This is a genomic window from Rothia sp. HMSC064F07, from assembly GCF_001837265.1.
Lineage (GTDB): Bacteria > Actinomycetota > Actinomycetes > Actinomycetales > Micrococcaceae > Rothia > Rothia mucilaginosa.
Map to the genome: position 1 here is coordinate 107,215 of NZ_KV831921.1, position 24,023 is coordinate 131,237.

A 24,023-nucleotide genomic window follows, 5' to 3' on the forward strand; every position below is an offset into this window, starting at 1 on the left:
TCAAAATCGTGATTATTGAACGCAACATTGCACCCTACGTGGTCTTCGCTGAAGACCCGATTCTCAACGCTCTGCAGAAGATTTCTGCTAACGGCCAGCGCATCATCTTCCTGGTGAACGAGTCCGGTATTCTGCGCGGTTCGCTCTCTGACGGCGACTTCCGTCGTTGGCTGATTGCTAACCCCACTGCATCCCTGGAGACCAGCGCCCTGGACGCTGCAAACACCAACCCGCAGACCGCACCGGCTGACGCTGATCCCGAGACCCTGCGCGCATACTTCGCGAAGGGCATCAACCACGTGCCGCTGACCGACGAGCGCGGTCACCTCGTGGCACTGGCAATGGACGAGCAGGACGTTCTGCGCATCGGTAAGCACACCATCAGCGAGGATTCCCCCTCCTTCATCATTGCTGAGATTGGTAACAACCACCAGGGTAGCGTTGACTTCGCTAAGGAACTGGTGGATTTGGCTGTTGAGTCCGGCGCGGACGCTGTGAAGTTCCAGCTGCGCGACATGGACGCTCTGTACCGCCAGCGCGGTGCGGCAACCGCAGGTGAGGACCTGGGCGTTCAGTACACCCTGGACCTGCTGTCCCGCTTCTCCCTGACCGTTGACCAGATGTACGAGGTCTTCGACCACGTCAAGCAGCACGACATGGACATCATGTGCACCCCCTGGGACGCACCCTCCGTTCAGGCGCTGGTTGACTACGGCATCCAGGGTATGAAGATTGCGTCTGCTGACCTGACCAACCACGAGCTGCTGCGCGACGTGGCTTCCCGCGGCCTGCCCATGCTGGTTTCCACCGGTATGAGCCGTGAAGAGGAAATCCGCGAGTCCGTTGCCCTGCTGCGTAACGCAGGCGCATCCTACGCTCTGCTGCAGTGCCAGTCCGCATACCCGGCACCCTTCAAGGACGTCAACCTGGCGTACATGGACCGCCTGGCTGAGATTGGTCAGTGCCTGGTCGGCTACTCCGGTCACGAGCGTGGCTACCACGTGCCGATCGCTGCTGTTGCTCGCGGCGCGAAGATCATTGAGAAGCACTTCACCACTGACAAGACCCTCGAGGGTAACGACCACACCGTCTCCCTGCTGCCTGAGGAATTCAAGGCAATGGTCCAGCAGATCCGTGAGGTTGAGGCGGCTATTGGTTCTGCTGCTCCTCGTGAGGTGTCCACCGGTGAGCTGATGAACCGCGTGAACCTGGCTAAGTCCCTGGTTGCTACCCGCCACATTGCTAAGGGCGAGGTCGTGACCGAGGCTGACGTTGCTGTGAAGTCCCCCGGCCGCGGTCTGCAGCCGAACTACCTGCCGCAGTTGCTGGGCCGCACCATGCAGCGCGACGTTGAAGAAGGCTCGTTCTTCTTCGAGGGCGACCTGAAGGACGACCTGGTGACCCGCCGCGACTTCAAGTTCGACCGTCCCTGGGGTCTGCCGGTTCGTTACCACGACTACAAGCCGCTGATTGAAGAGGCAAAGCCGGACTTCCTGGAGTTCCACTTCTCCTACAAGGACCTCGAGATTAACATCGACGACGTCTTTGACTCCAAGCTGGACATGGGCTTCACCACCCACCTGCCCGACCTGTTCGCAGGCGACTTCCTGGTGGACCTGGCATCCAAGGACCCCGAGGTGTGGGAGCGCTCCATCGCTGAGGTTCAGCGCACCATTGACATCACCCGTGACCTGACCCGCTACTTCACCGTAGACGAGGACCCGGTCATGGTCGTGACCATGGGTGGCTTCACCAAGGACAAGCACATCCCCGCATCGGCACGTGCTGAGAAGTACGAGCGTATCGGCGAGGCGCTGAAGCGTCTGGACGCATCCGGCGTTCGCCTGGCGGCTCAGACTCTGCCCCCGTACCCCTGGCTGATGGGTGGTCAGCAGTACCACAACCTGTTCCTGGATCCGAAGGACACCGCAGAGTTCTCGCGTGCATTCGACACCGCGCTCTGCCTGGACATCTCCCACACCATGCTTGCTTGCAACTTCCTGAACATTCCGCTGTCGGAGGCTGTTAAGCAGCTGGCACCGCTGTCCATCCACCTGCACCTGGTGGACGGCACCGGCGTTGACGGTGAGGGCGTTCAGGTCGGCGAAGGCGATGTCGACTGGGCATCCCTGGGCAAGCAGCTGCGTGAGCTGGCACCGAAGGCATCCTTCATTCCCGAAATCTGGCAGGGCCACATCAACAACGGTGAGGGCTTCTTCACTGCACTGGACCGCCTCGAGAAGTGGCTGTAGGACCGGCATCTATGGCCAAGTCTCAGACCGTAAAAGCTCGGGAGGGTGAAGTTCTAGATCAGGACTTCATCACTCCCGGGCGTTTCCGGGAGCTGGACGGGTTCCGCGGCCTGGCTGCTATTACCGTGGTGATTTATCACCTGGGTGTTCCCGCTACGGAGAACTATCCGCGGATTGCCCCTTCGCCCTATGACATTCCTCTGGGCGAGTTGGGTGTTCAGCTCTTCTTCATCATTTCCGGTTTCGTGATTCTGCTCAGCGCTATCAAGAGTGGGTCGGCACTGAAGTTCGCGGTTTCGCGTTTTTCTCGTATCTACCCGACCTATTGGTTTGCGCTGGCTGTATCGGCGCTGGTGTATTTCATCTACGGAAACCCCGGACGCCATATTACGATTCCGCAGACCCTGATTAACACGACGATGCTGCAACGCTTCCTGCGTGTGGATAACGTGGATCAGGTGTACTGGACGCTGGCAGTGGAACTGCAGTTCTACGTGATGGTTGCCCTGTACCTGATTATCCGGAAGGGAAAGATTTACCGTGGGGAGCTGACTACGATTCTGCTCACCTGGTCGGTTATTGGTACGGCTCTGTGTCTGCTTTTCCACCCGGAGGCTTCTCTCGGTGGAGCACCTAAGATGATTGTGTGGGCTGCGGTTGCGGAACATTCTTCGCTCTTTAGCCTGGGCATGATGTTCTTCATGTACAGCCATGATCGAAAGTTCACCTGGCACATTCCGTACTTTGCGATTCTGGCTTCCCTCAACGCGGCGCTGATGCATGATCTTGCTCATGGAATTGGTGTGGCATTGATTAGTCTGGTGTTCTTCATCGTTGTATACCTGAAGAACGTTCCGGTACTTTCGAGGGGTCCGCTGAATTTCTTGGGACGCATTTCCTATCCCCTTTACTTGGGCCACGCTATGGTCGGTTATATGCTTGTTGATATGTTCTACCCGGTGGCTGGTCCCTGGGGGGCACGTATTATTGCATTGGTTTTGGTGATCTGCTTCGCTTACCTGGTGCATATTTCCATTGAAACTAAGGTTTCTGCATCCTTCCGTTCTTTCCTCACTCGAAAGTTGACTAAGGCATGACCTCTACACCAACGGCTCTATGGGTCGTTCCGGTTCCCGATTTTGGTGGAGTAGCTCGGCACGTTGTCGATATGGCACGTGCCGGGCTCCCCGGCTTTAACCTGGTGGTTCTCGCGCCCGAGGGTAAGCTCACGAGCCGCCTCGAGGAACTGGGCGTCACCGTCATCAAGGCTGAGTTCGGCCCCGACTACGGTTTTAAGACTTCTTTTGCTTCTTTGCAGAAGGCTGTTGAGCAGCTCCGCCCGGACATCGTCCACAGCCACCTGGCGTATGCGGACGTTGTCGCAACCGCTGTGGTGAATGCTCTGCGTATCCGTAGCGTTATCAAGCGCGGCACCTGCGTGCCGAAGCTCCTGACCACTGAGCACGGCATTGCCGGTAATGACTCGGTGTACCACGGTAGCTCCTGGCGTTCTAAGCTCATGGAGACCGTGCATCGTGTGCGCCTGTGGGGTACCGATCAGGCGATTGCTGTTTCTCGTTCTACCGCTGATCAGATGCGTGCCAAGTGGGGCGCTCGTGGCGTGGAGCGGGTGTACAACGGCGTGGATATCCCCGAGGTGCACGCGGCTGTTGAGCAGCAGCGTGTTCCCGCAGAGGGAGGTCCGCGTATTCTCTCGCTGTCCCGTCTGTCCCCTGAGAAGGGCATTGACGTGCTGCTGGATGCTTTTGCACAGCTTCGTGCTGATTACCCGCAGGCTCATCTTGAGATTGCGGGCTCTGGCGATTTGGCGTCCGAGTTGCAGGCTCAGGCTCAGCGTCTGAACCTGGGTGATTCGGTGACCTTCAGCGGCTTCGTTAACCCGATTGAAGCGATGGGTCGTAGTGACATGATTGTTCAGCTGTCGGTGTGGGAGAACTGCTCCTACACTCTGCTGGACGCTAAGGCTGCTGGCCTGAAGACGGTCGCTACCGCTGTGGGTGGTAACCCGGAGATTTTGGGTGCCGACGAGCTGGTGGACCGCCAGAGTGCAACCCTGACTCAGGATGTTCTGCAGGCTATGCGTGCGCAGCTGCAGAAGGATGAGTCTGAGCCTTTCACCTGGATTTCGAATGAGCAGATGGCTGCTCAAACTACCGAGATATACGCTCGTACTTTGGAGAAGAAATGACTGTAGCTCACTCTCAACCTGCGTCTGGAACTAAGTATCCAACTTCCGCAGGTACCTCTTCGGGTAACGCTACTCGTTATGGACAGGCTGCGAAGGCTGAAGCGAAATACCTTGCTAGTAGTGTTTCGAAACTATCAATGCTTGACTTCTGGGCAGGGTTTGGCCTGATCTTCATTGGTATTACAACAGCGTTTTTTGCTATGCCAGTGGGAACTGTCGTGGTGATGGTGCTTGTACTCTACAACTTGACTAAGCCTGCCAAAATCGAGAACACCTACAACGGGCTATTCTTTACGATTCTTCTGTTAGCCATTGGCTGGGCACTATTTGAGACTTTGACGTTCAACAGCTTCCCTATTGAGTATGCGATTCGTCGTGCTGTGCGTATGGCAGTTGTGGTACTGCTAGCTCTGCAGATTGCGCAGAAGAAGATTGATATCCGTTCTCTACTGTTTGGTGTGGCCTTTGGCCTCTTGGTCAACGTCATTGGCTTCTATGCGGGTATAGCACCTGATAACTATGGTGGTACATTGACCGGTTGGCTTAACGATAAGAACCAATCGGGTCTGTACTATGCGCTTTTCGGTTTCCTCTTTGTCGCCATGGTCAGAAAGACAAGTCACCGCCTTGCCGCTATCGCTATTACTGCGGGAATGCTGTGGCTAACTGGTTCTCGTACTTCATTGGCTGCATATGCCTTCGCCGTCCTGTGGTTGTACTTCTCCTACCGTCTGAATCTCTTCGGCAAAGCTGTTCTGGCGTATCTGTTCTACCTAGGCGTGAACTACCTGGAAGATAACTTTGCTCGTGCTGGTGCCTTCGCGGATCGACTCGGTAGTGACCTTCTGCGTGAACGAATCGATGAGACCATGTACCGCATGATTGATGTGGTTCCTTGGTATGGTGGCGGTCTGGGTACCGCTCAGGTGTGGCTTCAGAATCGTTACTTCTATTTCCACAATTCATATATGACGCTGGTCCAGGAGGCTGGATGGCTCTATATGATTGTGATTGTAGCCCTGATGATCTCTGCCGCATTCATCTGGAAGCAGCCGCGTGCTCAGCGCATTGTTATCGCCGAAGCCGCAATGGTGATTATCATTATTACCTCTCAGCGTCTTGGTGAGGTGATTCTGACTGTGCCGTGGGCTATCGTGGTGGGTCTTGCACTGCTGTACCTGAACCCGGATAAGGATCTGGACGCTTCGGATAGCGGACATCATGAACCAGGTGCTATGCAGAAGGCACAAAGCAGCGATGAAACACCTGCGCTGCAGAACGGCGAGCTTATTGAGAATGAAGCTCCTGCCCCTGTAACCCATCAAGAAATGCCCAAGAAGTCGACTACTTCTAAATCGTTTGACGTCAGTTCTATCCGTCAGCAGGCGAGGAAAGTATAACGATGAAAGAACTCTACATCGCCACCAATAACGGTGACATAGGCGGCGGCGAGGTCATGCTTCTGAACATCGCCCGCGCAGCCCGTAGCCTTGGCTACAAGGTCACTATTGTGGGTCCTTCCGAGCCGAAGCAACTTGTAGAAGCTGCTGCGGATGAAGGTTTTGCGCGCGTGGTACTGCCAGCTAAGAACCGCGCACAGTACATGGTGGCTCTGCGTAGCTGGCACGCTCGCCACAAGGATGTTCTGCTGTGGTGTAACGGTCTGGTTCCCGCAACGGCAACGGGCGGTCGCAAGAACCGCATCGTGCACCTGCATCAGCTTCCTACCGGTGTGAACGCGAAGCTCGTACCCTTTGCCCGCCATAAGGCGTCTGTCACCCTGGTCCCGAGCCGCTATGTGGCTCGTGCCTGCCCCGGCAGCGAACTGTTTGCGAACTGGGTCAGCGGCGTATCCACCGAGCTGGATCACCGTGTGGGGGAGCGCCGACTCCGCGTCGGTTACCTGGGGCGTTTGACTCCGTCTAAGGGCATCGCGACCCTGTGCCAGGCGATGAGTTCCCTGAACGCTAACGGCATTGAATACGACCTGGTGATTGGTGGCGAGCCTGTCTTCGCATCTGATGAAGAACGTGCGGAGGTTGAGGATGCGCTAGCTCGTGTTGCTGCCTTCAGCACGCGTCTGGGCTGGACTACCCCGGACCGTCTTTTCGGTGATATCGACATGCTCGTTGTACCTTCGATTGCCCCCGAGTCTTTTGGCTTGGTGGTCGCTGAAGCGATGAGTGCACGCGTCCCTGTAATCGTCAGTGATGCTGGTGCTCTGTCGGAGGTACTGGGCGGTGCATCGTACCCGTACGTTGTGCCTGCTGACCAGCCGGTAGCTCTTGCCCAGGCTATTAAGAGCCTGGGTACTGAGCTTCGAGAAGATACGGATGCGCTGGCGGAGCGAACCTCCGAGCTGTTCTGGCGTTGGCAGGAAAACTACTCGCCTGAAGCAGGTAAGGTCCGTGTTGGTGAGATTCTGGAACGTTTTATCCGCTAAGGTGCTTCTAAACGTATAGGCCATTCCCAACGGATATCCTCTCACTCAAACCCCCGAAGGAAAATTATGACGACTACTCACCGCTACAAGGCTGCGGTTATCATTCCCTCTCGCGGTGGTGCAGATATTCTGCACTACCCGCTGGATGCGCTTGCCGCTCAGACTGAGAAGGACTTCCAGGTTATTGTGGTCCTCGACGGCGATATTGACAACAGTGAAGCTGTGCTTGACCGCTACATTGCAGAAGGCAAGCTGAACTTGACCAAGATTGTTTTCGAGGAGAACCGCGGCCGCGTGGCTGCGTTGAACGCTGGTCACCGTGCGGCTGATGCGGACATCCTTATCCGCTGCGATGACGATCTGGAACCCGATCCCAACTACGTTGCGAACCACCTCAAGTACCATGAGGCTCCCGGTGAGCACGGCGTAATCGGTATCTACTTGAACCAGTTCCCGGACACTCCCTACTCTCGTGTGTACGGTAACTACCGCGACCAGAAGTTCCGTGAAGCTGCGTACCAAGTTGCGCCTGAGAAGCGCTGGATTTACTGGGCAGGTAATGTGTCTATGTCGAAGAAGCTCTTCGACGAGATTGGTGGCTACGATCCCGCGTACCGTCTCTACGGTTGGGAAGACGTAGACATGGGTTACGAGGTTGCTCAGCACGGTGGCGAAATCCATATTGCCCCTGAGCTGGCGACTAAGCACTACGTGGCTGCTACCACCACTGCAGTGCGTGCCCTGCGTGCCCTGCACTCGGGTTCTGCCCGCACCATCTTCGTGCGTAAGCACGGCGATGCGGCGCACCCTGCCCCGAACCCGACCGGTCCCTGGGGTTTCTTGGTCAAGACCCTCGCTCGTTTCACCACCGAGAAGACCATCAAGGCTCTGGGGGATGCGAGCGATAAGATTCTGCTCAAGCTGCCCGCTAAGGCGGCTGAGAAGCTTGTGGCTTTGCAGGTTGAGGCTGCATCTTACGCCGGTATTCACTATCCTGAGCGAGCTCAGAAAGTTTTCTAGGAGGAAAAGAAAATGTCACTCACTCAGCTCTTGACCTCCGCTCCGTTTACCGGGCCGAAGAACCCCGACGCGGTGCTCGCGGATATCCCGAAGAGCCTCAAGAAGCTTGGCCGTCTGGCGCGCCGTTACGTGCCGCTGGTCAAGCCTGAGGCTACTGAAGAGATCGCTATTGCCCACGACTACCTGACTCAGCGCGGCGGCGCGGAGCGTGTTGTGCTGGCAATGCACCGTGCGTTCCCGGACGCACCGATTTACACGACTCTGTACGACCCAGAGGGTACCTTTCCCGAGTTCAAGGACGCGAAGATTATCACGAGTCCTTTGAACAAGATTGGTTATCTGCGTCGTAACCACCGCATGGCTTTGCCGATTCTGCCGTTTGCTTCTTCTTTCTTGAAGGTGCCGGCTGAGCGTGCTGTGGTGTCGACGACCGGTTGGGCGCACGGCTTCAACTTCGCCGGCCGTAAGTTCATCTACTGCCATTCGCCGGCGCGTTGGCTGTACCTGAGCGATCAGTACTTGGGCGAGAAGAGCACCGGCCCCGTACCTCTGCTGCTGAAGACCCTGCGTCCTGCACTGATGTTGTGGGATCACTGGGCGGCTCACCGCTCGGCGGTGTACGTGGCGAACGCGAGCGTGATTAAGAAGCGCATCGAGAACGTGTACGGCAAGAAGGACGTTCCGATTTTCTTCCCGCCGCACTCGGTAGACACCACCGCACCGGTTGAGCCTATTCCGGGTCTCGAAGAGTTCACCGAATCGGACGATTATTTCCTGATTGTTTCTCGCCTGCTGCCCTACAAGAATGTTGATAAGGCTGTTGAAGCCTGCAATGAGTTGGGTAAGAAGTTGCTGGTGATTGGCCGCGGTCCGGAGAAGGAACGTCTGGAAGCGCTTGCGGGCCCGACTGTTCGTATTGCTTCGGGTGTTTCGGACGCGCAGCTTCGTTACGCGTACCGTCACTGTCTGGCACTGCTGGCTATCTCGTATGAGGACTTCGGTATTACTCCGCTGGAAGCGGGTGCTAGTGGTAAGGCCGTGATTGCCTACCGTGCGGGCGGCTTCCTGGATACCATTCAGGAAGGCAAGACCGGTATGTTCATCAACCAGCCGACCGTGGAGCAGCTGGTGGAAGCTCTCAAGGCTTTCAACCCGGACGACTGGGATGCCGACTACATCCGTGAGCACGTTGACGGTTTCTCGGAGGCTCGTTTTATCAGCCGTTTGAAGACCTACGTGCATGCTTTGCCCGAAGACTAAAAGAGCTCGGCTCATAGAAGAAGGCGGGGCCGGCAGAACTATAAAGTTCTACCGGCCCCGCCTTCTTTATTTGTTCTGAGAGCCTTAGCGGGCCTCTAGGAGCCCCTTGGAGAGCAGTTCAGGAATGAAACCCTCAATCTGCGGTCCCATGGTCTCTATGGGCTGTTCATACATTTCGCAGAGCACGTCGATAGCATCCTGCAGAGACATCGGGTCCTCAAAAATACTCCAAATAATGGAGGCAGAATCCTGAAGAACAGACAGCTCACCGTTGGCAAGATTCGCGAGATAAGTTGCCGTGGGGGAGTACTTAGCGAACTCTTCAGAATGAACATACGCGATGTTCTCAGGGATGCCGTATACGGTCTGACGGGAATCTACCGGATTGCTCATTTTTTCACCTTGATTCCGAAACGCTCAAAGAACTTGGCGTACACCTCCGCGCGGGTGGGGGTGTGCCCCAGCTGCATGGCGAGGTGGTCCTTGTTCACAAGGAAAATATTTTTGAGGGTGCGCAGCTTATCGCGCAGGGTGGTTGCTGACTGCAGGCGTCCAATCCACTGAATATAGTGGGGGACATCCTGCGAGACCGACAGCCACAGCAGGTAGTCCCGGTCGCCACGATACTGCTCCAAGCCGCCCATGGCCGCGCTATATGCGAGGGAGGAGTCAAGTTCTTCCGCGCGGGCTCGCAGACGCTCCCAATCACTGTAGGAGAGCAGAGAGACCAAGTAGTTAATATCAGCGCTGTAGCGTGACGCTGCGCGGGCACGGTGAAGTACCACGAGAAGACGCGCATCCAGATCGCTGGGTACAACGCAGGGACGGTGAGCGATCATACGGGTCTTACGCGCCGCCCAGATACGGTCAAACGCCTTCTCATAGTCGCCGTGGCGTCCTAGACCGGGGAAGAAACGATGAATATCAGTCAGACCCCACGAAGCGTGGTAGAGCGTCATTGCATGCTCGAAGACAGAGCCTGTTTCGAAGTGGGCTTGGATACGCCATCCATCTGCCAGAAGGATCTCTACAAAGCGGTCCACGTGAGAGGGACGGACGAGCAGGTCGGCATCGGAGCTGTACCTGCCCTTGCGGTAAATTTCCTGGGAGAAAGCGTAGCCTTTGACATGCAGAATATCGATGGAATGCATGTCGGCAATCCGCTGGAAGTAGGCGTGCGCAAGCCGAATCCGTGCCGCAAGAGGAGTGGTCTGCGGCTCCGGGGTATTGGGTGAGTGAGTGGTCACAATAGCCTTTCGGTGCACATGTATACCAGATAAGTATAAGGCGGGATGGGCAGAAAATACTGCCCATCCCGCCCTAAGTCGCTCCCTATGATTTAGGGCGCTAATTACGTTATTACTTCTTAGCAGAGGACTTCTTCGACGACTTCTTGTCGCCGTCCTTGCCGTAACCGTAGTAGGTGGAGTAACCGACGTACGAGCTTGCGTAACCGAAGCCGTAGTAGGAGTTACCCAGGCCCTTACGGGGTGCACGGTTCAGAACCATACCGAAGAGGTTAGCGTTGACCTTCTTCAGGGTGCTTGCAGCCTCAGTCATCTGCTCACGGTGGCTTCGACCGATAGAACCAACGAGGATTACGCCATCCACCGAGTGGGAGAGCAGCGAAGCATCGGTCACGGGCAGCAGCGGCGGAACGTCGACGACCACGATGAACTCTTCGGAGAGCTCGTTGATCAGCTGGCGCATCTTATCCGAGCCCAGAAGCTCGGAGGGGTTCGGGGGAATGCGGCCTGCCGGCAGGACGAAGAGGTTCGAATCGCCCAGCTGGTGTACAGCGTTAGCAATCTCAACCTGGCCAGCCAGAACCTGGGTCAGACCAACCTTAGCGTCGAGCTTCAGCTTCTTAGCCACGGTCGGGCGGCGGAGGTCAGCGTCAATGAGGATGACGGGCGAACCTGCGTCAGCCATTGCACGAGCCAGCGACAGCGACACGGTCGACTTACCTTCACCGGGCACCGCGGAGGTGACGATGAACGAACGAGGGGGAGTGTCAACGTTCACGAAGCGCAGGTTGGTACGCAGCTGACGGATGGACTCCTGAGCGATGTGGTCGTCGGTGCCACCGTTAACGATGTTCTCTTCGCTCAGGTCATCACTGACGGGTAGAACACCCAGGATGCTTGCGCCGGTTGCCTTGGTAGCGTCGTCACGGGTGCGGATGCGCTGATCCAGTGCGCGGCGCAGGAAGATAGCCAGGTACACCAGCGCCAGGCCAGTAGCGGCACCAACGAGTACGTTCTGCTGGTAGTTCGGAGCCACCAGCGGCGGGTTCACGCTTGCGTTGTTCAGCGGAATCACGCGGACGGTGTTGCCGCCGGTCGGGGTTGCGCCAGTGTTTTCGCCGTTCACCAGTGCCTGAGCGTTACTGGGGTTCTGCTCAATTTCCTTAATGTAGTCGGCGGTAGCCTGTAGCGCACCGTTAGCGAGCAACTGTGCGTTCTTCGGGGAAGAAGCCTGCGCGCTCACAGTAATCAGTGCAGCATTGTCACCTGCGGTTGCGGTGAGGCTAGAACGAATCTGACCGGTGGTCAGGGACAGCTCGGGGGTGTTCTGCTTAATCTTCTGCGCCACGGCCTCAGAGGAGACGATAGCTGCGTAGGAGCGAGCGCGTTCCTTAGCGGCTGTAGAGCCCGAGAGAACATCCACCGTACCGGACTCGCCCACGGTCACGTAGCCCGAGGACGATGCAGCGTAGACCTTCGGCTGGAGAGAGGCATAGCCGAAGCCCGCTGCGGCACCGACAACGATGCCAATGATCAGCAGCCAGAGGTTAGCCCTTGTGGTGCGGAAAAATTCCAAAATGGTCATGGTAGTGAGAATACTCCAGAAAGTTTGAGTTAGTGTACCTGCAACGTGGAGTGTTGCTGCAGGTGGTAAAGGGATACGAAAATCCCCTGGTGTTTATTAGCGGAGCAATCCGAGCAGGTAGCTACCGTAACCACTCTTGACGAGGGGGGTAGCAATGTCGCGCAACTGCTCATCGGAGAGCCAACCGTGGCGCCACGCAATTTCCTCCGGGCAACCAACTGACAGACCCTGACGGCTCTGAACAGTGCGGATGAAGTTAGTGGCATCAGCGAGTGAATCAAAGGTTCCGGTATCGAGCCACGCGGTACCGCGAGGCAGAACCTCAACCTTCAGTTTACCCTGTTCCAGGTAGACACGGTTGAGGTCAGTGATTTCCAGCTCACCGCGAGGGGAAGGCTTGATTTGACGTGCGTACTCTACAACCTTCGAGTCGTAGAAGTACAGGCCCGGAATAGCGTAGTCGCTCTTGGGGTTCTCGGGCTTCTCTTCAATAGATAGTGCGTTGAAATTCTCATCGAACTCCACCACGCCGTAAGCGCGAGGATCAGCAACCCGATAAGCGAAGACGGTCGCGCCATCCTTCTGCTCGTAGGTGGCAAGCTGAGTACCCAGACCGGGACCGTAGAAGATATTGTCACCGAGCACGAGGGCTACGGGGTCGTTGCCAATAAAATCAGCACCCAGAATAAATGCCTGTGCCAGACCATCCGGAGAAGGCTGCACCTTGTATTCGAGATTAATACCGAAACGGGAACCGTCACCGAGCAGTCGCTGGAACTGCTCCTGATCGGTAGGAGTGGTAATAATCAAAATATCGCGGATACCCGCCAGCATGAGAGTGGACAGCGGGTAGTAAATCATCGGCTTGTCATAGACCGGAGTGAGCTGCTTGCTAATACCCTGAGTGATAGGGTGCAAACGGCTTCCGGTGCCGCCGGCAAGAATAATTCCCTTCATAACTTCTTATTGTGTCATGTTTATCTCTTTGTTGAGGCATAAAAATCGCTATTTAGGCAGGTAAAATATACCGTATGGCTCACATTCTTGTTACCGGCGGTGCCGGTTTTATTGGTTCGAACTTTGTTCACCACCTCATCGATAACACTGATCACACTATTACTGTGCTGGATAAGATGACCTACGCCGCAAATGCTGCGTCTTTGGAGGGTCTTCCTGAATCCCGCTTCAAGCTCGTCGTAGGCGACATCGCCGACCGCGAGCTGGCTGACGAACTGGTCGGCAAGGCAGACGCTGTCGTTCACTACGCTGCGGAATCGCACAACGACAACTCCCTGTCCAACCCCGAACCGTTCATCCACACTAACCTCATCGGTACTTTCAGCCTCCTGGAAGCAGTCCGTAAGCACGGCACTCGCTACCACCACATCTCCACCGACGAGGTCTTCGGTGACCTCGAGCTGGACGATCCGGCAAAGTTTACCGAAACCACTCCCTACAACCCCTCTTCCCCTTACTCCTCCACTAAGGCAGGCTCCGACCTGCTCGTGCGCGCATGGGTCCGCTCCTTCGGTATTGAAGCAACCATCTCTAACTGCTCCAACAACTACGGCCCCTACCAGCACATCGAGAAGTTCATCCCCCGCCAGATTACTAACATCCTCTCGGGTCTGACCCCGAAGCTGTACGGCGAGGGCCTGAACGTCCGTGACTGGATTCACGCATCCGACCACTCTTCTGCTGTGCTGCGCATCCTGGAGCAGGGCAAGATTGGTGAAACCTACCTCATCGGTGCAGACGGCGAAGAGAACAACATCACCGTTCTGCGCACCATCCTGCGTCTGATGGGCAAGGACGAGAACGACTTCGAGCACGTGGTTGACCGCCCCGGTCACGACCTGCGCTACGCAATCGACGGTAGCCGCCTGCGTGCAGAGCTCGGCTGGGAGCCGAAGTTCACCGACTTCGAATCCGGTCTTGCCGACACTATTAAGTGGTACACCGATAACCGCGGCTGGTGGGAGCCCCTGAAGGCTGAGGTTGAGGCAAAGTACGCAAAGGCTGGCCAGTAATGACCAAGGAATTGAAGGTTACTGAAACCGAGATTCCCGGCCTGCTCATCATTGACCTGCCGGTTCACGGCGATAACCGCGGCTGGTTCAAGGAAAATTGGCAGCGCGAGAAGATGGTCGCAGCCGGTCTGCCCGACTTCAACCCCGTGCAGAACAACATCTCGTTCAATGCTTCGGTAGGTACCACCCGCGGTATCCACGCCGAGCCGTGGGATAAGTACGTTTCTGTTGCGACCGGCCGTATCTTCGGTGCGTGGGTTGACCTGCGTGCTGGCGAGTCCTTCGGTAAGGTCGTCACTGTGGAGCTGGGCCCGGACACCGCAATCTTCGTGCCTCGCGGCGTGGGTAACTCCTTCCAGACCCTGGAAGAGAACACCGCCTACACCTACCTGGTGAACGACCACTGGTCGGCGGATGCAGTATCCGGCTACAGCTTCCTGAACCTTGCCGATGAGACCGTCGCAATCGACTGGCCTATCGACCTGGCGAAGGCAGAGCTCTCCGAGAAGGACCGTAACCACCCGCGTCTGAACGAGATCAAGCCCCTGGAAGCCGACCCGATCCTGATTATTGGCGCTGGCGGTCAGCTCGGCACCGAGCTGGTTCGCCAGCTCACCGAGCAGAACGTACCCTTCCTGGCTGTGGATCGCGACCGCCTCGACCTGGGCAAGCCCGAGCAGTGGCGCGACGCATTCCGTTGGCGCTCCTTCCGCGCGGTCATCAACGCTGCAGCGTACACCGCAGTGGATCAGGCAGAAACCCCCGAGGGTCGCCGTGATGCCTGGGCAGCTAACGCTCTGGGTGTGAGCGCTCTTGCCTCCATCTGTGAAGAAGCTAACCTGCCGCTGGTTCACGTATCCACCGACTACGTCTTTGACGGTTCCCTGCCCCTGGGCGAGGAATACCCGGAGGATCACCCCCTGGCACCGCTGAGCGTCTATGGCGCATCCAAGGCTGCCGGTGAGGTTGCCGCCGCCGCATGGCGTAAGCACTACACCCTGCGCACCAGCTGGGTTGTTGGCGCCGGCAAGAACTTTGTGGGCACCATGGCATCCCTGGCTGAGCGCGGTATCGACCCGTCCGTGGTCGCCGACCAGTGGGGCCGCCCGACCTTCACCCAGGACCTGGCAGCAGCTGCCCTGCACCTGCTCTTTTCCGGCGCTGAATACGGCACCTACAACGTGTCGAACACCGGTGAAGTCATCAACTGGGCACAGTTCGCTCGTGCAGTGTACGAAGGCACCGGCCACGACCCGGCACGAGTCAGCGACACCACCACCGAGGAATACTTCGCCAACGCTGAGCTCTTCGCTCACCGTCCGACGAACTCGGCAATGGACCTGTCCAAGCTGATTGCTGCAGGCTTCACCCCGCGCAATCACCGCGAGGCGCTCGCCGCCTACCTTGCAGAAATGGGTTCCTAATCCTCTAGGATTTGGTCCTATATCTGCTGATAACAGCATAAAAGGCGTGAAAAGCGCCATATCACAGGTTCCCGGCCCTTGAAGAAGAGCCGGGAACCTGTACAATATTGTCTTGGCCAAGGCGGTGGAATACACGAAACGTGTAGGTCCGTAACTGACGGTGGCTGGTTGGAAAGAGATTTCTGGCGCCAGTCCCTATTCCACTTGGCGCATCACTTCTAACCAAGAAAGGATGGACGACTCATGTCAGATACCATCAAAATTTCAGCTACCGTACGTAGCGACTTCGGCAAGGGCTACGCGCGCCGCATCCGCATGGCAGGCGACATCCCCGCCGTCATCTACGGCCACGGCGAAGAGCCCAAGCACGTAGTACTCCCCGGCCACGCAACCACCCTGGCTGCCCGCGTCCCCAACGCTATCCTCGACCTCGACATCGAAGGTGAATCACACCTCGCAATGATCAAGGACATCCAGCGTCACGCAATCCGCCCCGAACTGCAGCACATCGACCTGCTGACCGTTAAGCGCGGCGAGCGCGTTGAGATCGAGGTTCCTGTACACGTTGAAGGCGAGCCCGCTGTTGGCGCCGTTGCTAACCAGGAAGAAACCGTTCTTCTGGTTGAAGCTGACGCACTGAAGGCACCCGAAGCTTTGACCGTGAGCATCGAAGGCCGCGAAGCTGGCGCTCACGTTCTGGCATCAGATGTTGAACTGCCCTCAGGCGTAACCCTGGTTGCAGACGCTGAACTGCTGATCGTTAACGTTTCTGAGCCCGAGGAACTCGACGTTCCCGAGCCCGGTGAAGAAGGCGAAAACGCACCCGAGGGTGACATCGTTGAAGCTTCCGAGGAATCAGATTAGGCTGGCGAAGCTCACGACTCAGATAACTCAAAGCACTAAGACCGCGCCCTGCGCCTAGCGCAACAGTGATCTGTGGATGGCCCGCCGCTACCTCTCTTCTGAGGTGGTAGCGGGCCATACTCATAGAATGGTGTAGTCCATGAATTTTCTAAAAAACCTTTTACAGCGCCGTGGAAAGGGCGAAGATATGTCTGATGCGTGGCTCATTGTTGGTCTGGGGAACCCGGGCCCGGAGTACGAGAAAACCCGCCATAACATCGGCCAGATGGTGGTTGATGAACTGGCGCGTGAAGTAGGCGGTGGCTTCAAGAAGCACGGACGCGCGCGCGCCCAGGTGCTGGAAGGACGTTTGGGTATAGGCGGACCCAAGGTAGTGCTGGCCAAGCCCCTGACCTATATGAACACCTCGGGCGGCCCGGTATCGGCTCTAGCCCAGTTCTACGATATTAACCCCGACCGTATCATCGCGGTGCACGATGAACTGGATATCCCCTTCGACACCATTAAGCTCAAGATTGGTGGGGGAGAGGGCGGCCATAACGGTCTGCGTGATATCACCAAGGCGCTGGGTACCAAGGACTACTACCGTGTGCGCACCGGCATCGGTCGACCTCCCGGACGCATGGACACCGCAGACTTCGTGCTCAAGCCCTTCAGCAGCACCGAATCGAAAGACCTGCCCTTCCTCATCTCGAACGCCGCTGATGCCACCATGATGCTCGTGAAGGAAGGCCTGCTGGCAACCCAGCAGCGCTACCACGGCGCAGGCTCCTAGCGCGTGACCGCACCGGGCAAGCACTGAACCGGGGCAACGCATGATTCGGGTCGAGGTGTGAACTAGGCTCTACCTAACTATGCAAGAGCCCGGCGAGGGAATAAGCTAGAAAAGAATGACGTTATACGCTCCACGACGGGAAAATACCCGACCCGTGGAGCGTATGAGCGAGAGAAGAAGGTACCCGTGGCTGAATACTCCACCCCCGCCAACACCCCGCTGAGCGACGACATCGTACGCCAGCTTCGCCAGGATTTCCTGATCCTCAACACCGAGGTCAACGGGCATCCCTTGGTCTACCTGGATTCGGGGGCGACCAGCCAAAAACCCCTTCAGGTGCTCGACGCTGAACGCGACTTCTACCTGCACGCTAACTCCGCAGTACACCGCGGTGCCCACACCCTCGCGGTTGAGGCAACCGACCTGTTTGAGGACGCGCGCATCACCGTCGCGAACTTCGTTGGCGCCACTGATGAAGAGCTCGTGTGGACCTCTAATGCAACCGAGGCGCTGAACCTGGTCGCCTACTCCATTGGCAACGCCTCTCAGGGTATCGGCGGTCCGGCTGCTGAGCGTTTCGCACTGGGCCCTGGCGACGAAATTGTCACCACCGAGATTGAGCACCACGCGAACCTCATTCCCTGGCAGATTCTTGCTCAGCGAACCGGCGCAACCCTGCGCCACATCCCCTCCACCGAGGACGGTCAGCTCGACTACGAGGCAGCCGAGGGCATCATCAACGAGAAGACCCGCATCGTGGCGTTCACCCACGTCTCGAACGTGACTGGCGCAATTACTGATGTGCCCCGCATGGTTGCTATGGCTCGTAAGCACGGCGCAATCGTTGTACTGGACGCCTGCCAGTCCGTGCCGCACATGCCCGTAGACTTCCACGCCCTGGACGTCGACTTTGCGGCGTTCTCCGGCCACAAGATGCTGGCACCCACCGGTATTGGCGCCCTCTACGGCCGCGCAGAGCTGCTGAACGCCCTGCCGCCCTTCCTGACCGGCGGCTCCATGATTACCCGTGTGGGTCTGCAGGACGCCGAGTACATGCCCGCCCCCATCAAGTTTGAGGCCGGCACCCAGCGTGTCTCGCAGGCGGTCGCTTTCGCTGCTGCTGTGTGCTACCTGCAGCACTTGGGCATGGAGAACGTTGAGGCGTGGGAACACGAACTGGGCGCTCGCCTCGTTGAGGGCGTTCAGAAGATTGAAGGCGTGCGACTGCTTGGCCCCACCGATCCCACCAAGCGTGCCGGCCTGGTCGCTCTCGCCATCGAGGGTGTACACCCGCACGATGTGGGTCAGCTACTCGACACTCAGGGCATCGCCGTGCGCGTGGGTCACCACTGCGCCCAGCCGCTACACCGCTGCGCCGGCGTGACTGCCTCGACCCGCGCCTCCACCTACATCTACAACACCACCGAAGATGTGGACGCTTTCCTGAAGGCACTCGCCGAGGTACGCCCCTACTTCGGCCTCTAAAACAGGCGTGTTAGACGCTAACGCCCCGAATTTTCAGACATACCAACTGACGGAAGAAGAACACTGTGTCTCTTGAATCCCTGTACCAGGAAATTATTCTGGAGCATTCTAAGCAGCGTAGCGGCGAGCACCTCGTAGAGGTACCCGCCGGTCACGCAAGTGCCGATAACCACCAGTACAACCCCACCTGCGGTGACGAAATCAACCTGCGTGTGGTGCTCTCTGATGAACTGAAGGATGGCGAGAAGACCATCGAGTCGATCTCTTGGGAAGGCGACGGTTGCTCTATCTCCATGGCTGCCGCTTCTGTGCTCTCTGAAATGGCTCCTGGCATGACGACCTCCGAGCTTCAGCGCCACGTGGATGCGTTCCGCGAGATGCTGCGCTCGCGCGGCAAGGTGACCCTGGACGAAGAAGAGTACGGCGATATGGCTGCATTCTCCGGTGTTTCGAAGTTCATGGCGCGCGTGAAGTGCGCGATGCTCTCCTGGGTTGCCGTTGAGGAAGCCACTAAGGAAGCAACTGCGAAGAACTAAACCTTTGCTGAGAAGGTAGGCTGAACCGGTGGGGGAGTAGCTAGTATTTGAACGCCAATCGAAAATACCGAATGGCTACTGAACCTAAAATATTGCACGAGAGCGTAAGCATATGCGGTCAAAGCATGTAGAAAATACTGGCTAAAACTCTTCGCTAAAACCTCGTAGATAATTGTTTATCTATATAAGCTTTCTTTGATTTCAAGCGACGTATAGAAAATATGAGGCGGATACTACACTGTATCCGCCTCATATTTATATCTTTCCCTTTTTCCTCTAAAAAGGTGACTGGTAAAATAAAAGGACGAAGGGCGCCCAACCAGCACCCTCGAGAAACTCTTTTCGGACCCGCAGACTCTGAGGCGACGGCGAGAAGAAATAGGGCAATAATAAGAAAATATTTTCTCAATATTGCACAATCTTCACTTATTCTTAGGCTCTCACCTTAGAATGCGGATATGTTTCTCACCCTCCGGTACCTCAACCACACCGGAATACCCATCGCCGCTACCAACCACAAGGAAGCCCCATGATTATTGGCTACGCCGCAGGCGCCTACGACCTTTTCCACTACGGCCACCTCGAGATTCTCCGCAAGGCCAAGGAAAACTGCGACTACCTCATTGCAGGCGTTGTGCACGATGACGTCCTGGAAGTGACCAAGGGCCGCCGTCCCGTCATCCCCATCGAAGAGCGTGCCGCTATCGTCAGCCACATCGACTACGTGGACGAAGTGCACGTCGAAACCACCCCCGACAAGCTCGAAACCTGGAAGCAGAAGCCCTTCAACGTCTTCTTCAAGGGCGACGACTGGAAGGGCACAGACAAGGGCAACGCCCTCGAGGCACGCTTCGCAGAGGTCGGCGTGGAGGTACACTACTTCCCCTACACCGAACACACCTCCAGCACCAAGCTGCGCAAGGTTGTTGACCTGCTCGAAGCAGAGCACGACCTGCGTGTAGAGATGCGCCGCTTCGCCGAGCTGCTCGGCGAGCGCGAGTACTCCGAGGCGATTGTTGCTTCCTAACGCTGTCGCCTCCTAACGTGCATAGGCCCTTATCAGGGCGCTAGAGCTCGTAGAGACCCATAAAGAACAGAGGATCCCCGCCGTAATTACTTACGGCGGGGATCCTTTGTATATTGGCGGTATATCAGCTACACCTCAAAGGTGAGCGTCTCATAAGCTTTAGCGCTGTGCCAGCCACTTCTCAGCGGAGGTGCCCAGAACCTTCAGCACGCGGCCAACCTGGGGCTCAGCAGCGGCTGCAATCTTCTTGCCCACCAGCGGGATGGAGCAGGAAACCTCACCGTTGACGTCCAGGCGGGTCTTGTCACCCTCGGGAATCAGGTGCTGGGTAGCCTGAGCGGACACGGGAACGCCGTTAACCTTCACCTCGGTGGAGACGGTGCGGGAGCCGTCAGCGGCCGGTGCGCTCACGGTGTCCACCTGGGTCATGGAGACGCCGCTACCAACGAACTTACGAGCGATGTCCGGCACGCGATCAGCGGGCACGGTACGCTCGGTGGTTGCGGTGAACTCAGCGGAGGTGTCACCGGAAACGGAGAAGCTACCGAACTCGACGCCAACCTCGGAGCAGACGAAGCGTGCGAAGTCCTCGCTGGAGAACGCCTCGATAACCTGCTCAACGCTTGCGTTGATAACGGTCGATTCCTGAACTGCCATAATTGTTCCTTTCGTAGTGCGCGAAAACCCCGCGCATTATCCCTTACTAAGGATACGGTGCGCGGGGTTTCGCAACCAATGTAACGACGCGAATCCACCTGAGAATATGCCGTGAACAAGGGAAAACATCCACAGCCTCTCACAGGGTGGTTGGAGGATTCGCATGCCGGTCTAAAAATGTGGGAAGCACCCGGCAGGGCACCTCCCACACCGCATCACGGGGATGCTGAGCTTAGAAAGCAAGAAAACCTTAGGCGCTGGGAGCCATCGCGTCGATGCGAGCCATCTCAGCCTTGCCCGCACGGTGCGCGCGAGCAGCCTGCTTCAGACGACCCCAGAAGGAATCCTTGCGGTGGGTCTTGCCAGCGAGCAGATCCTGCAGTTCCTCGCCCAGCTGAGCTGCGGAAATCTCCGGAGTGGAGACGTACGGCTCAGCGGTACGGAACAGGGAGGGGTTCGCCAGAGCAAGATCGAGCTTAGCGAAGAGGTCTTCACGGCTCTCAACGACAACAGCGTGGCCGCGCTTCTCCATCAGAGTGGTGAAGGGGACCTGGTGGTTGTCAACAACCTCATCGAACTCTGCGCGGCGCGGAACAGCCAGGGGCAGAGCGCCGGTGCGGCGTGCATCCTGGATGGAACCGGGGCCGCCCTGAACCAGCACTACGCGTGCGGTTGCGTAGTAGTCCAGCAGTTCGGATGCGGGAAGAAGCTTAAGGTTGTCTGCGTGCTTAATAGGCGCAGTGTGGCCGTGCTGCACGAGGCAGGTGACCTCGGGGTGAGCCTCAAGGTAAGCCTCAACCCAGCGCAGAAGACGATCAAAAGTGTGAACGTCGGTGCCGAGGGACACCACCAAATCGTAAGTCTTGGTAGGAATACGAACGGGCGCGACGGCAGGGGTAAATACGGGCAGGTCGAACTTGGAAGTATCAACACTGACGTGGGGGAAGTTCTGAATAGACATCGCCTATTCCTCTCTATGTATTTATCGGTAGTAACCCCGTATACCTGACGCAAAAATCCGGAGGGCATCATGGGTATACGCGGCGGCGTCGTGCCGGAGAAAATGGTGAGTAATCTCCGCATACGCTTCTCTGGCGAGTGGTTAGTTCGCTTGGATGGTGAGTCCACAGTGGAGCGCACGACTTATGCGTATCTGTATGTTTAATAAATACTATACCCTGAAAATAACGCCCCCAGCACACGCGGGGACGCCATTTCCAGGATAAATTCATCACTCTTAGAAAATGGGATGAATCACACGAGAATCAGGGAAATTCTCCTGCTGCTCCTCACTCTGAACAATAATTCGATCAGCAAAGGTGTACAGCATCTTGCCGGTCATCGTCGGCAGAGTCGGGCGGTCAAAACACTCAATATAAAGAGTCTTTACGCCAAAAAGTTTAGCCGCAACAAAGAAAGGAACAGCAACACCCGCACCCGCAGAAACAACCGCATCCGGGCGTTCCTTCGGGAAAATACGAAATGCCAAGAACAAATTACGAATAGCGTTCTTAATATTTCGAGTGGTCGGGTAATACGCCCAATAGGTCTTCTCATCAGCAAGAGAAGATTCAACATCGGGCTGCTTAAAGCTAACCCACACACGGTCATAATCCTGCCACGCAGCAGAAGTAGCCGTCAGATGCTTCAAGTGTCCGCCACTGCTAGAAACCAGCAGAAGCTTCTTCTTCGGTGCCTGAGAGGAAGTTGCCTCAGTCATAGTGTTCTCCTAAAGCCCCAATACAAGAGAAAAATAAGAAGAGAAGATAAGGGTGAGCTGCCGGGTCCGGCAACACCTGTATCAACAGACCTGCCGCAACAGATCCGCCTCAACAGGCGTTACCTCACCCCACGCTCAAGGACGAAGGACTAACCCGCACAGAAGCGAGGCATCCATCAACAGAAACCCGATTACCCGCAATTACTCGCGGTCCAGGAACACAGCCAGAGCGTTCACGCCCTCAAGCTGATCCAGCTGAGCGAAGAGCTCACGAACCTGCTGCAGAGAAGTAGCCGCAGTCACCGGAATCAGAGCCACGCCGCCAGCTTGAACGAAACGCAGCTGGGTCGACAGGGGAGTAGCGGTGCTCAGGCTAATCACCAGAGGAGTCTCGCTCTTCTCAACCAGCGACTCGGGAGTGTGGCGGGTCAGAGCGTCACGAACCGAAGCGTAATCGGTGAAACGTGCGTACTCAGTGGGCAGAACACGCTGCAGCATCTGGTACAGGTGCTCAACACCGCGGTCGGTGCCGGGCAGAATCACAATGCCGGAAGCGCCAGCGCTCTTCACGTCGCCGTCGGGAGCACCAATGGTGCGCAGCAGCATGAACGCGTCATTCGCCTCAGAAGTGGAACCCAGCTCGTGAACGGGGATACCGGCATCTTCCAGACGATCAGCGTAACCAACGTGACGCATGGTGCGGTCACGACCATACGCCAGCACAGCACCAATCAGCAGACCTGCAACAGCACCAACAATACCCATCTTCACCGGGCCAAGAGCCGAGGAAGAAGACGGAACCTGTGCCTCGCTCATCACACGGCCACCGGTGGTGGAAGTCAGCTGAATCTGAGCACGACGCTCCTGCAACTGAGAGAGCAGAGCCGCACGGTTGTTATCACCCTCGAGAGCAGAAATCTGCTCATCAATCTGGTGCAGAGCAGAATCAACGCTGCTCTTCAGCGCCTCAGAACGAACCTGCAGGTATGCGTTCGCCATAGCGTTAGCGTAACGTGCCGCATCCGTGCCGTTGGGGCGGGTCACCTCAATATCCAGAACAGCAGTCTGGGAGGTGCCGGTCACCTTGACGGAGTTCATGAGGCGGCTGGTCAGCTGAGCCTCAGAGAGGGTATCGCCATTAGCAATCAGAGACTTTGCCGCGTTCTGTGCAACCTCGCGAGAGGATGCAACGCGAGACTCGGTCGCAATATCCACCTTCGCGGAGTTAGCGCTACCGGTACCGGCGGGATCAACCACCAGCGGGTAAACAACCAGCGAAGCCTTAGAAGTGTACTTGCTATTGGTCATGTAGCCGTAGACGGCACCCGCCACAGCGAAAACCACAACCGACAGCAGAATCAGCAGACGGTGTCGGAAAATGCGACGTACCTGGCTGCCAAGGGTAACCGAGGAGGTATGAGAGGTGTTATCCATGAGGACATCCTTGAGGAAGAGAAACGGACACTAAATATCGGAGAAAAACGTAGAA

At 57.0% G+C, this 24,023-nt stretch carries 22 protein-coding genes; 14 read left to right on the forward strand and 8 right to left on the reverse strand.

Features of this window, described 5'->3' with window-relative positions; all coding sequences use genetic code 11:
• The first annotated feature begins 8 nt into the window (after positions 1–8).
• The 7 genes from HMPREF2712_RS01155 (at position 9) to HMPREF2712_RS01185 (ending at position 9,184) form a co-directional block, all read left to right on the forward strand.
• Positions 9–2,252 carry an N-acetylneuraminate synthase family protein gene (locus HMPREF2712_RS01155; RefSeq protein WP_070819045.1) on the forward strand — a complete coding sequence of 748 codons (2,244 nt, stop codon included), beginning with the start codon at positions 9–11 and terminating at the stop codon, positions 2,250–2,252.
• A gap of 11 nt (positions 2,253–2,263) precedes the next feature.
• The gene (locus HMPREF2712_RS01160; protein ID WP_070819046.1) at positions 2,264–3,349 is read left to right on the forward strand and encodes an acyltransferase family protein; all 1,086 of its coding nucleotides are present in this window, start codon (positions 2,264–2,266) and stop codon (positions 3,347–3,349) included.
• Complete coding sequence (locus HMPREF2712_RS01165; protein WP_070819047.1) at positions 3,346–4,461, forward strand: glycosyltransferase family 4 protein; 1,116 nt, start codon at positions 3,346–3,348, stop codon at positions 4,459–4,461. The genes HMPREF2712_RS01160 and HMPREF2712_RS01165 overlap by 4 nt, the downstream gene beginning before the upstream one ends.
• Positions 4,458–5,861: an O-antigen ligase family protein gene (locus HMPREF2712_RS01170; RefSeq protein WP_070819048.1), complete on the forward strand. Its 1,404-nt coding sequence runs from the start codon at positions 4,458–4,460 to the stop codon at positions 5,859–5,861. The genes HMPREF2712_RS01165 and HMPREF2712_RS01170 overlap by 4 nt, the downstream gene beginning before the upstream one ends.
• A gap of 2 nt (positions 5,862–5,863) precedes the next feature.
• Positions 5,864–6,904, forward strand: a complete 1,041-nt coding sequence (locus HMPREF2712_RS01175; protein WP_070819049.1) for a glycosyltransferase family 4 protein — start codon at positions 5,864–5,866, stop codon at positions 6,902–6,904.
• 66 nt (positions 6,905–6,970) lie between these two features.
• The gene (locus HMPREF2712_RS01180; RefSeq protein ID WP_070819050.1) at positions 6,971–7,924 is read left to right on the forward strand and encodes a glycosyltransferase family 2 protein; all 954 of its coding nucleotides are present in this window, start codon (positions 6,971–6,973) and stop codon (positions 7,922–7,924) included.
• Between the two features lie 12 nt (positions 7,925–7,936).
• Positions 7,937–9,184 carry a glycosyltransferase gene (locus HMPREF2712_RS01185; protein WP_070819051.1) on the forward strand — a complete coding sequence of 416 codons (1,248 nt, stop codon included), beginning with the start codon at positions 7,937–7,939 and terminating at the stop codon, positions 9,182–9,184.
• A gap of 84 nt (positions 9,185–9,268) precedes the next feature.
• Here HMPREF2712_RS01185 and HMPREF2712_RS01190 read toward each other — a convergent pair whose 3' ends face one another.
• From HMPREF2712_RS01190 to rfbA, 4 genes are all read right to left on the reverse strand, one after another.
• On the reverse strand, positions 9,269–9,577 hold the full coding sequence (locus tag HMPREF2712_RS01190; protein ID WP_005506945.1) for a PqqD family protein: 309 nt from the start codon (positions 9,575–9,577) through the stop codon (positions 9,269–9,271).
• Positions 9,574–10,431: a nucleotidyltransferase family protein gene (locus HMPREF2712_RS01195; protein ID WP_070819116.1), complete on the reverse strand. Its 858-nt coding sequence runs from the start codon at positions 10,429–10,431 to the stop codon at positions 9,574–9,576. Before HMPREF2712_RS01195 ends, HMPREF2712_RS01190 begins: the two co-directional genes overlap by 4 nt.
• Before the next feature lie 112 nt (positions 10,432–10,543).
• Positions 10,544–12,016: a tyrosine-protein kinase domain-containing protein gene (locus HMPREF2712_RS01200; protein ID WP_070819052.1), complete on the reverse strand. Its 1,473-nt coding sequence runs from the start codon at positions 12,014–12,016 to the stop codon at positions 10,544–10,546.
• Between the two features lie 96 nt (positions 12,017–12,112).
• A complete protein-coding gene (gene rfbA / locus HMPREF2712_RS01205) occupies positions 12,113–12,973 on the reverse strand; it encodes a glucose-1-phosphate thymidylyltransferase RfbA (RefSeq protein ID WP_070688334.1) in 861 nt (286 codons plus the stop codon).
• Between the two features lie 74 nt (positions 12,974–13,047).
• Here rfbA and rfbB point away from each other — a divergent pair, with 74 nt between their 5' ends.
• The 7 genes from rfbB to HMPREF2712_RS01240 all read left to right on the forward strand — a co-directional run bounded on the left by rfbB (position 13,048) and on the right by HMPREF2712_RS01240 (position 20,157).
• A complete protein-coding gene (rfbB, locus tag HMPREF2712_RS01210) occupies positions 13,048–14,046 on the forward strand; it encodes a dTDP-glucose 4,6-dehydratase (protein ID WP_044142793.1) in 999 nt (332 codons plus the stop codon).
• Entirely contained in the window at positions 14,046–15,470 is a 1,425-nt protein-coding gene (gene rfbD, locus HMPREF2712_RS01215) for a dTDP-4-dehydrorhamnose reductase (protein ID WP_070819053.1), read from the forward strand. Before rfbB ends, rfbD begins: the two co-directional genes overlap by 1 nt.
• A 243-nt stretch (positions 15,471–15,713) precedes the next feature.
• Positions 15,714–16,334: a 50S ribosomal protein L25/general stress protein Ctc gene (locus tag HMPREF2712_RS01220; protein WP_005506952.1), complete on the forward strand. Its 621-nt coding sequence runs from the start codon at positions 15,714–15,716 to the stop codon at positions 16,332–16,334.
• A gap of 187 nt (positions 16,335–16,521) precedes the next feature.
• Complete coding sequence (pth, locus tag HMPREF2712_RS01225; protein WP_070819054.1) at positions 16,522–17,109, forward strand: aminoacyl-tRNA hydrolase; 588 nt, start codon at positions 16,522–16,524, stop codon at positions 17,107–17,109.
• A 186-nt stretch (positions 17,110–17,295) separates the two neighbouring features.
• Complete coding sequence (locus HMPREF2712_RS01230; RefSeq protein WP_070819055.1) at positions 17,296–18,594, forward strand: aminotransferase class V-fold PLP-dependent enzyme; 1,299 nt, start codon at positions 17,296–17,298, stop codon at positions 18,592–18,594.
• 65 nt (positions 18,595–18,659) lie between these two features.
• Positions 18,660–19,130, forward strand: coding sequence for a Fe-S cluster assembly sulfur transfer protein SufU (gene sufU, locus HMPREF2712_RS01235; protein ID WP_070616754.1), 471 nt, complete (start codon positions 18,660–18,662; stop codon positions 19,128–19,130).
• A 529-nt stretch (positions 19,131–19,659) separates the two neighbouring features.
• The gene (locus HMPREF2712_RS01240) at positions 19,660–20,157 is read left to right on the forward strand and encodes an FAD synthase family protein (protein ID WP_005508886.1); all 498 of its coding nucleotides are present in this window, start codon (positions 19,660–19,662) and stop codon (positions 20,155–20,157) included.
• Between the two features lie 159 nt (positions 20,158–20,316).
• Here HMPREF2712_RS01240 and HMPREF2712_RS01245 read toward each other — a convergent pair whose 3' ends face one another.
• The 4 genes from HMPREF2712_RS01245 to HMPREF2712_RS09110 all read right to left on the reverse strand — a co-directional run bounded on the left by HMPREF2712_RS01245 (position 20,317) and on the right by HMPREF2712_RS09110 (position 23,968).
• Complete coding sequence (locus HMPREF2712_RS01245) at positions 20,317–20,814, reverse strand: DUF2505 domain-containing protein (RefSeq protein WP_070819056.1); 498 nt, start codon at positions 20,812–20,814, stop codon at positions 20,317–20,319.
• Positions 20,815–21,064: 250 nt separating this feature from the next.
• Positions 21,065–21,775 (reverse strand): glycosyltransferase, encoded by a 711-nt coding sequence (locus tag HMPREF2712_RS01250; RefSeq protein ID WP_070634151.1) that lies wholly within the window; start codon positions 21,773–21,775, stop codon positions 21,065–21,067.
• A gap of 276 nt (positions 21,776–22,051) precedes the next feature.
• Positions 22,052–22,534, reverse strand: a complete 483-nt coding sequence (gene pssD / locus HMPREF2712_RS01255; RefSeq protein ID WP_049327955.1) for a PssD/Cps14F family polysaccharide biosynthesis glycosyltransferase — start codon at positions 22,532–22,534, stop codon at positions 22,052–22,054.
• Positions 22,535–22,735: 201 nt separating this feature from the next.
• Positions 22,736–23,968 (reverse strand): Wzz/FepE/Etk N-terminal domain-containing protein, encoded by a 1,233-nt coding sequence (locus HMPREF2712_RS09110; RefSeq protein ID WP_049327956.1) that lies wholly within the window; start codon positions 23,966–23,968, stop codon positions 22,736–22,738.
• Between the last annotated feature and the right edge of the window lie 55 nt (positions 23,969–24,023).

What these genes read in the sequence shown, in the direction of transcription:
- HMPREF2712_RS01185 (WP_070819051.1), top strand. Translation starts at nt 7,937, where the DNA reads ATGTCACTCACTCAGCTCTTGACCTCCGCTCCGTTTACCGGGCCGAAG.
- HMPREF2712_RS01200 (WP_070819052.1), bottom strand. Translation starts at nt 12,016, where the DNA reads ATGACCATTTTGGAATTTTTCCGCACCACAAGGGCTAACCTCTGGCTG.
- HMPREF2712_RS01165 (WP_070819047.1), top strand. Translation starts at nt 3,346, where the DNA reads ATGACCTCTACACCAACGGCTCTATGGGTCGTTCCGGTTCCCGATTTT.
- HMPREF2712_RS09110 (WP_049327956.1), bottom strand. Translation starts at nt 23,968, where the DNA reads ATGGATAACACCTCTCATACCTCCTCGGTTACCCTTGGCAGCCAGGTA.
- HMPREF2712_RS01180 (WP_070819050.1), top strand. Translation starts at nt 6,971, where the DNA reads ATGACGACTACTCACCGCTACAAGGCTGCGGTTATCATTCCCTCTCGC.
- HMPREF2712_RS01245 (WP_070819056.1), bottom strand. Translation starts at nt 20,814, where the DNA reads ATGGCAGTTCAGGAATCGACCGTTATCAACGCAAGCGTTGAGCAGGTT.
- pssD (WP_049327955.1), bottom strand. Translation starts at nt 22,534, where the DNA reads ATGACTGAGGCAACTTCCTCTCAGGCACCGAAGAAGAAGCTTCTGCTG.
- HMPREF2712_RS01240 (WP_005508886.1), top strand. Translation starts at nt 19,660, where the DNA reads ATGATTATTGGCTACGCCGCAGGCGCCTACGACCTTTTCCACTACGGC.
- pth (WP_070819054.1), top strand. Translation starts at nt 16,522, where the DNA reads ATGTCTGATGCGTGGCTCATTGTTGGTCTGGGGAACCCGGGCCCGGAG.
- rfbD (WP_070819053.1), top strand. Translation starts at nt 14,046, where the DNA reads ATGACCAAGGAATTGAAGGTTACTGAAACCGAGATTCCCGGCCTGCTC.
- rfbA (WP_070688334.1), bottom strand. Translation starts at nt 12,973, where the DNA reads ATGAAGGGAATTATTCTTGCCGGCGGCACCGGAAGCCGTTTGCACCCT.
- HMPREF2712_RS01175 (WP_070819049.1), top strand. Translation starts at nt 5,864, where the DNA reads ATGAAAGAACTCTACATCGCCACCAATAACGGTGACATAGGCGGCGGC.
- HMPREF2712_RS01170 (WP_070819048.1), top strand. Translation starts at nt 4,458, where the DNA reads ATGACTGTAGCTCACTCTCAACCTGCGTCTGGAACTAAGTATCCAACT.
- rfbB (WP_044142793.1), top strand. Translation starts at nt 13,048, where the DNA reads ATGGCTCACATTCTTGTTACCGGCGGTGCCGGTTTTATTGGTTCGAAC.
- HMPREF2712_RS01160 (WP_070819046.1), top strand. Translation starts at nt 2,264, where the DNA reads ATGGCCAAGTCTCAGACCGTAAAAGCTCGGGAGGGTGAAGTTCTAGAT.
- HMPREF2712_RS01220 (WP_005506952.1), top strand. Translation starts at nt 15,714, where the DNA reads ATGTCAGATACCATCAAAATTTCAGCTACCGTACGTAGCGACTTCGGC.
- HMPREF2712_RS01250 (WP_070634151.1), bottom strand. Translation starts at nt 21,775, where the DNA reads ATGTCTATTCAGAACTTCCCCCACGTCAGTGTTGATACTTCCAAGTTC.
- HMPREF2712_RS01190 (WP_005506945.1), bottom strand. Translation starts at nt 9,577, where the DNA reads ATGAGCAATCCGGTAGATTCCCGTCAGACCGTATACGGCATCCCTGAG.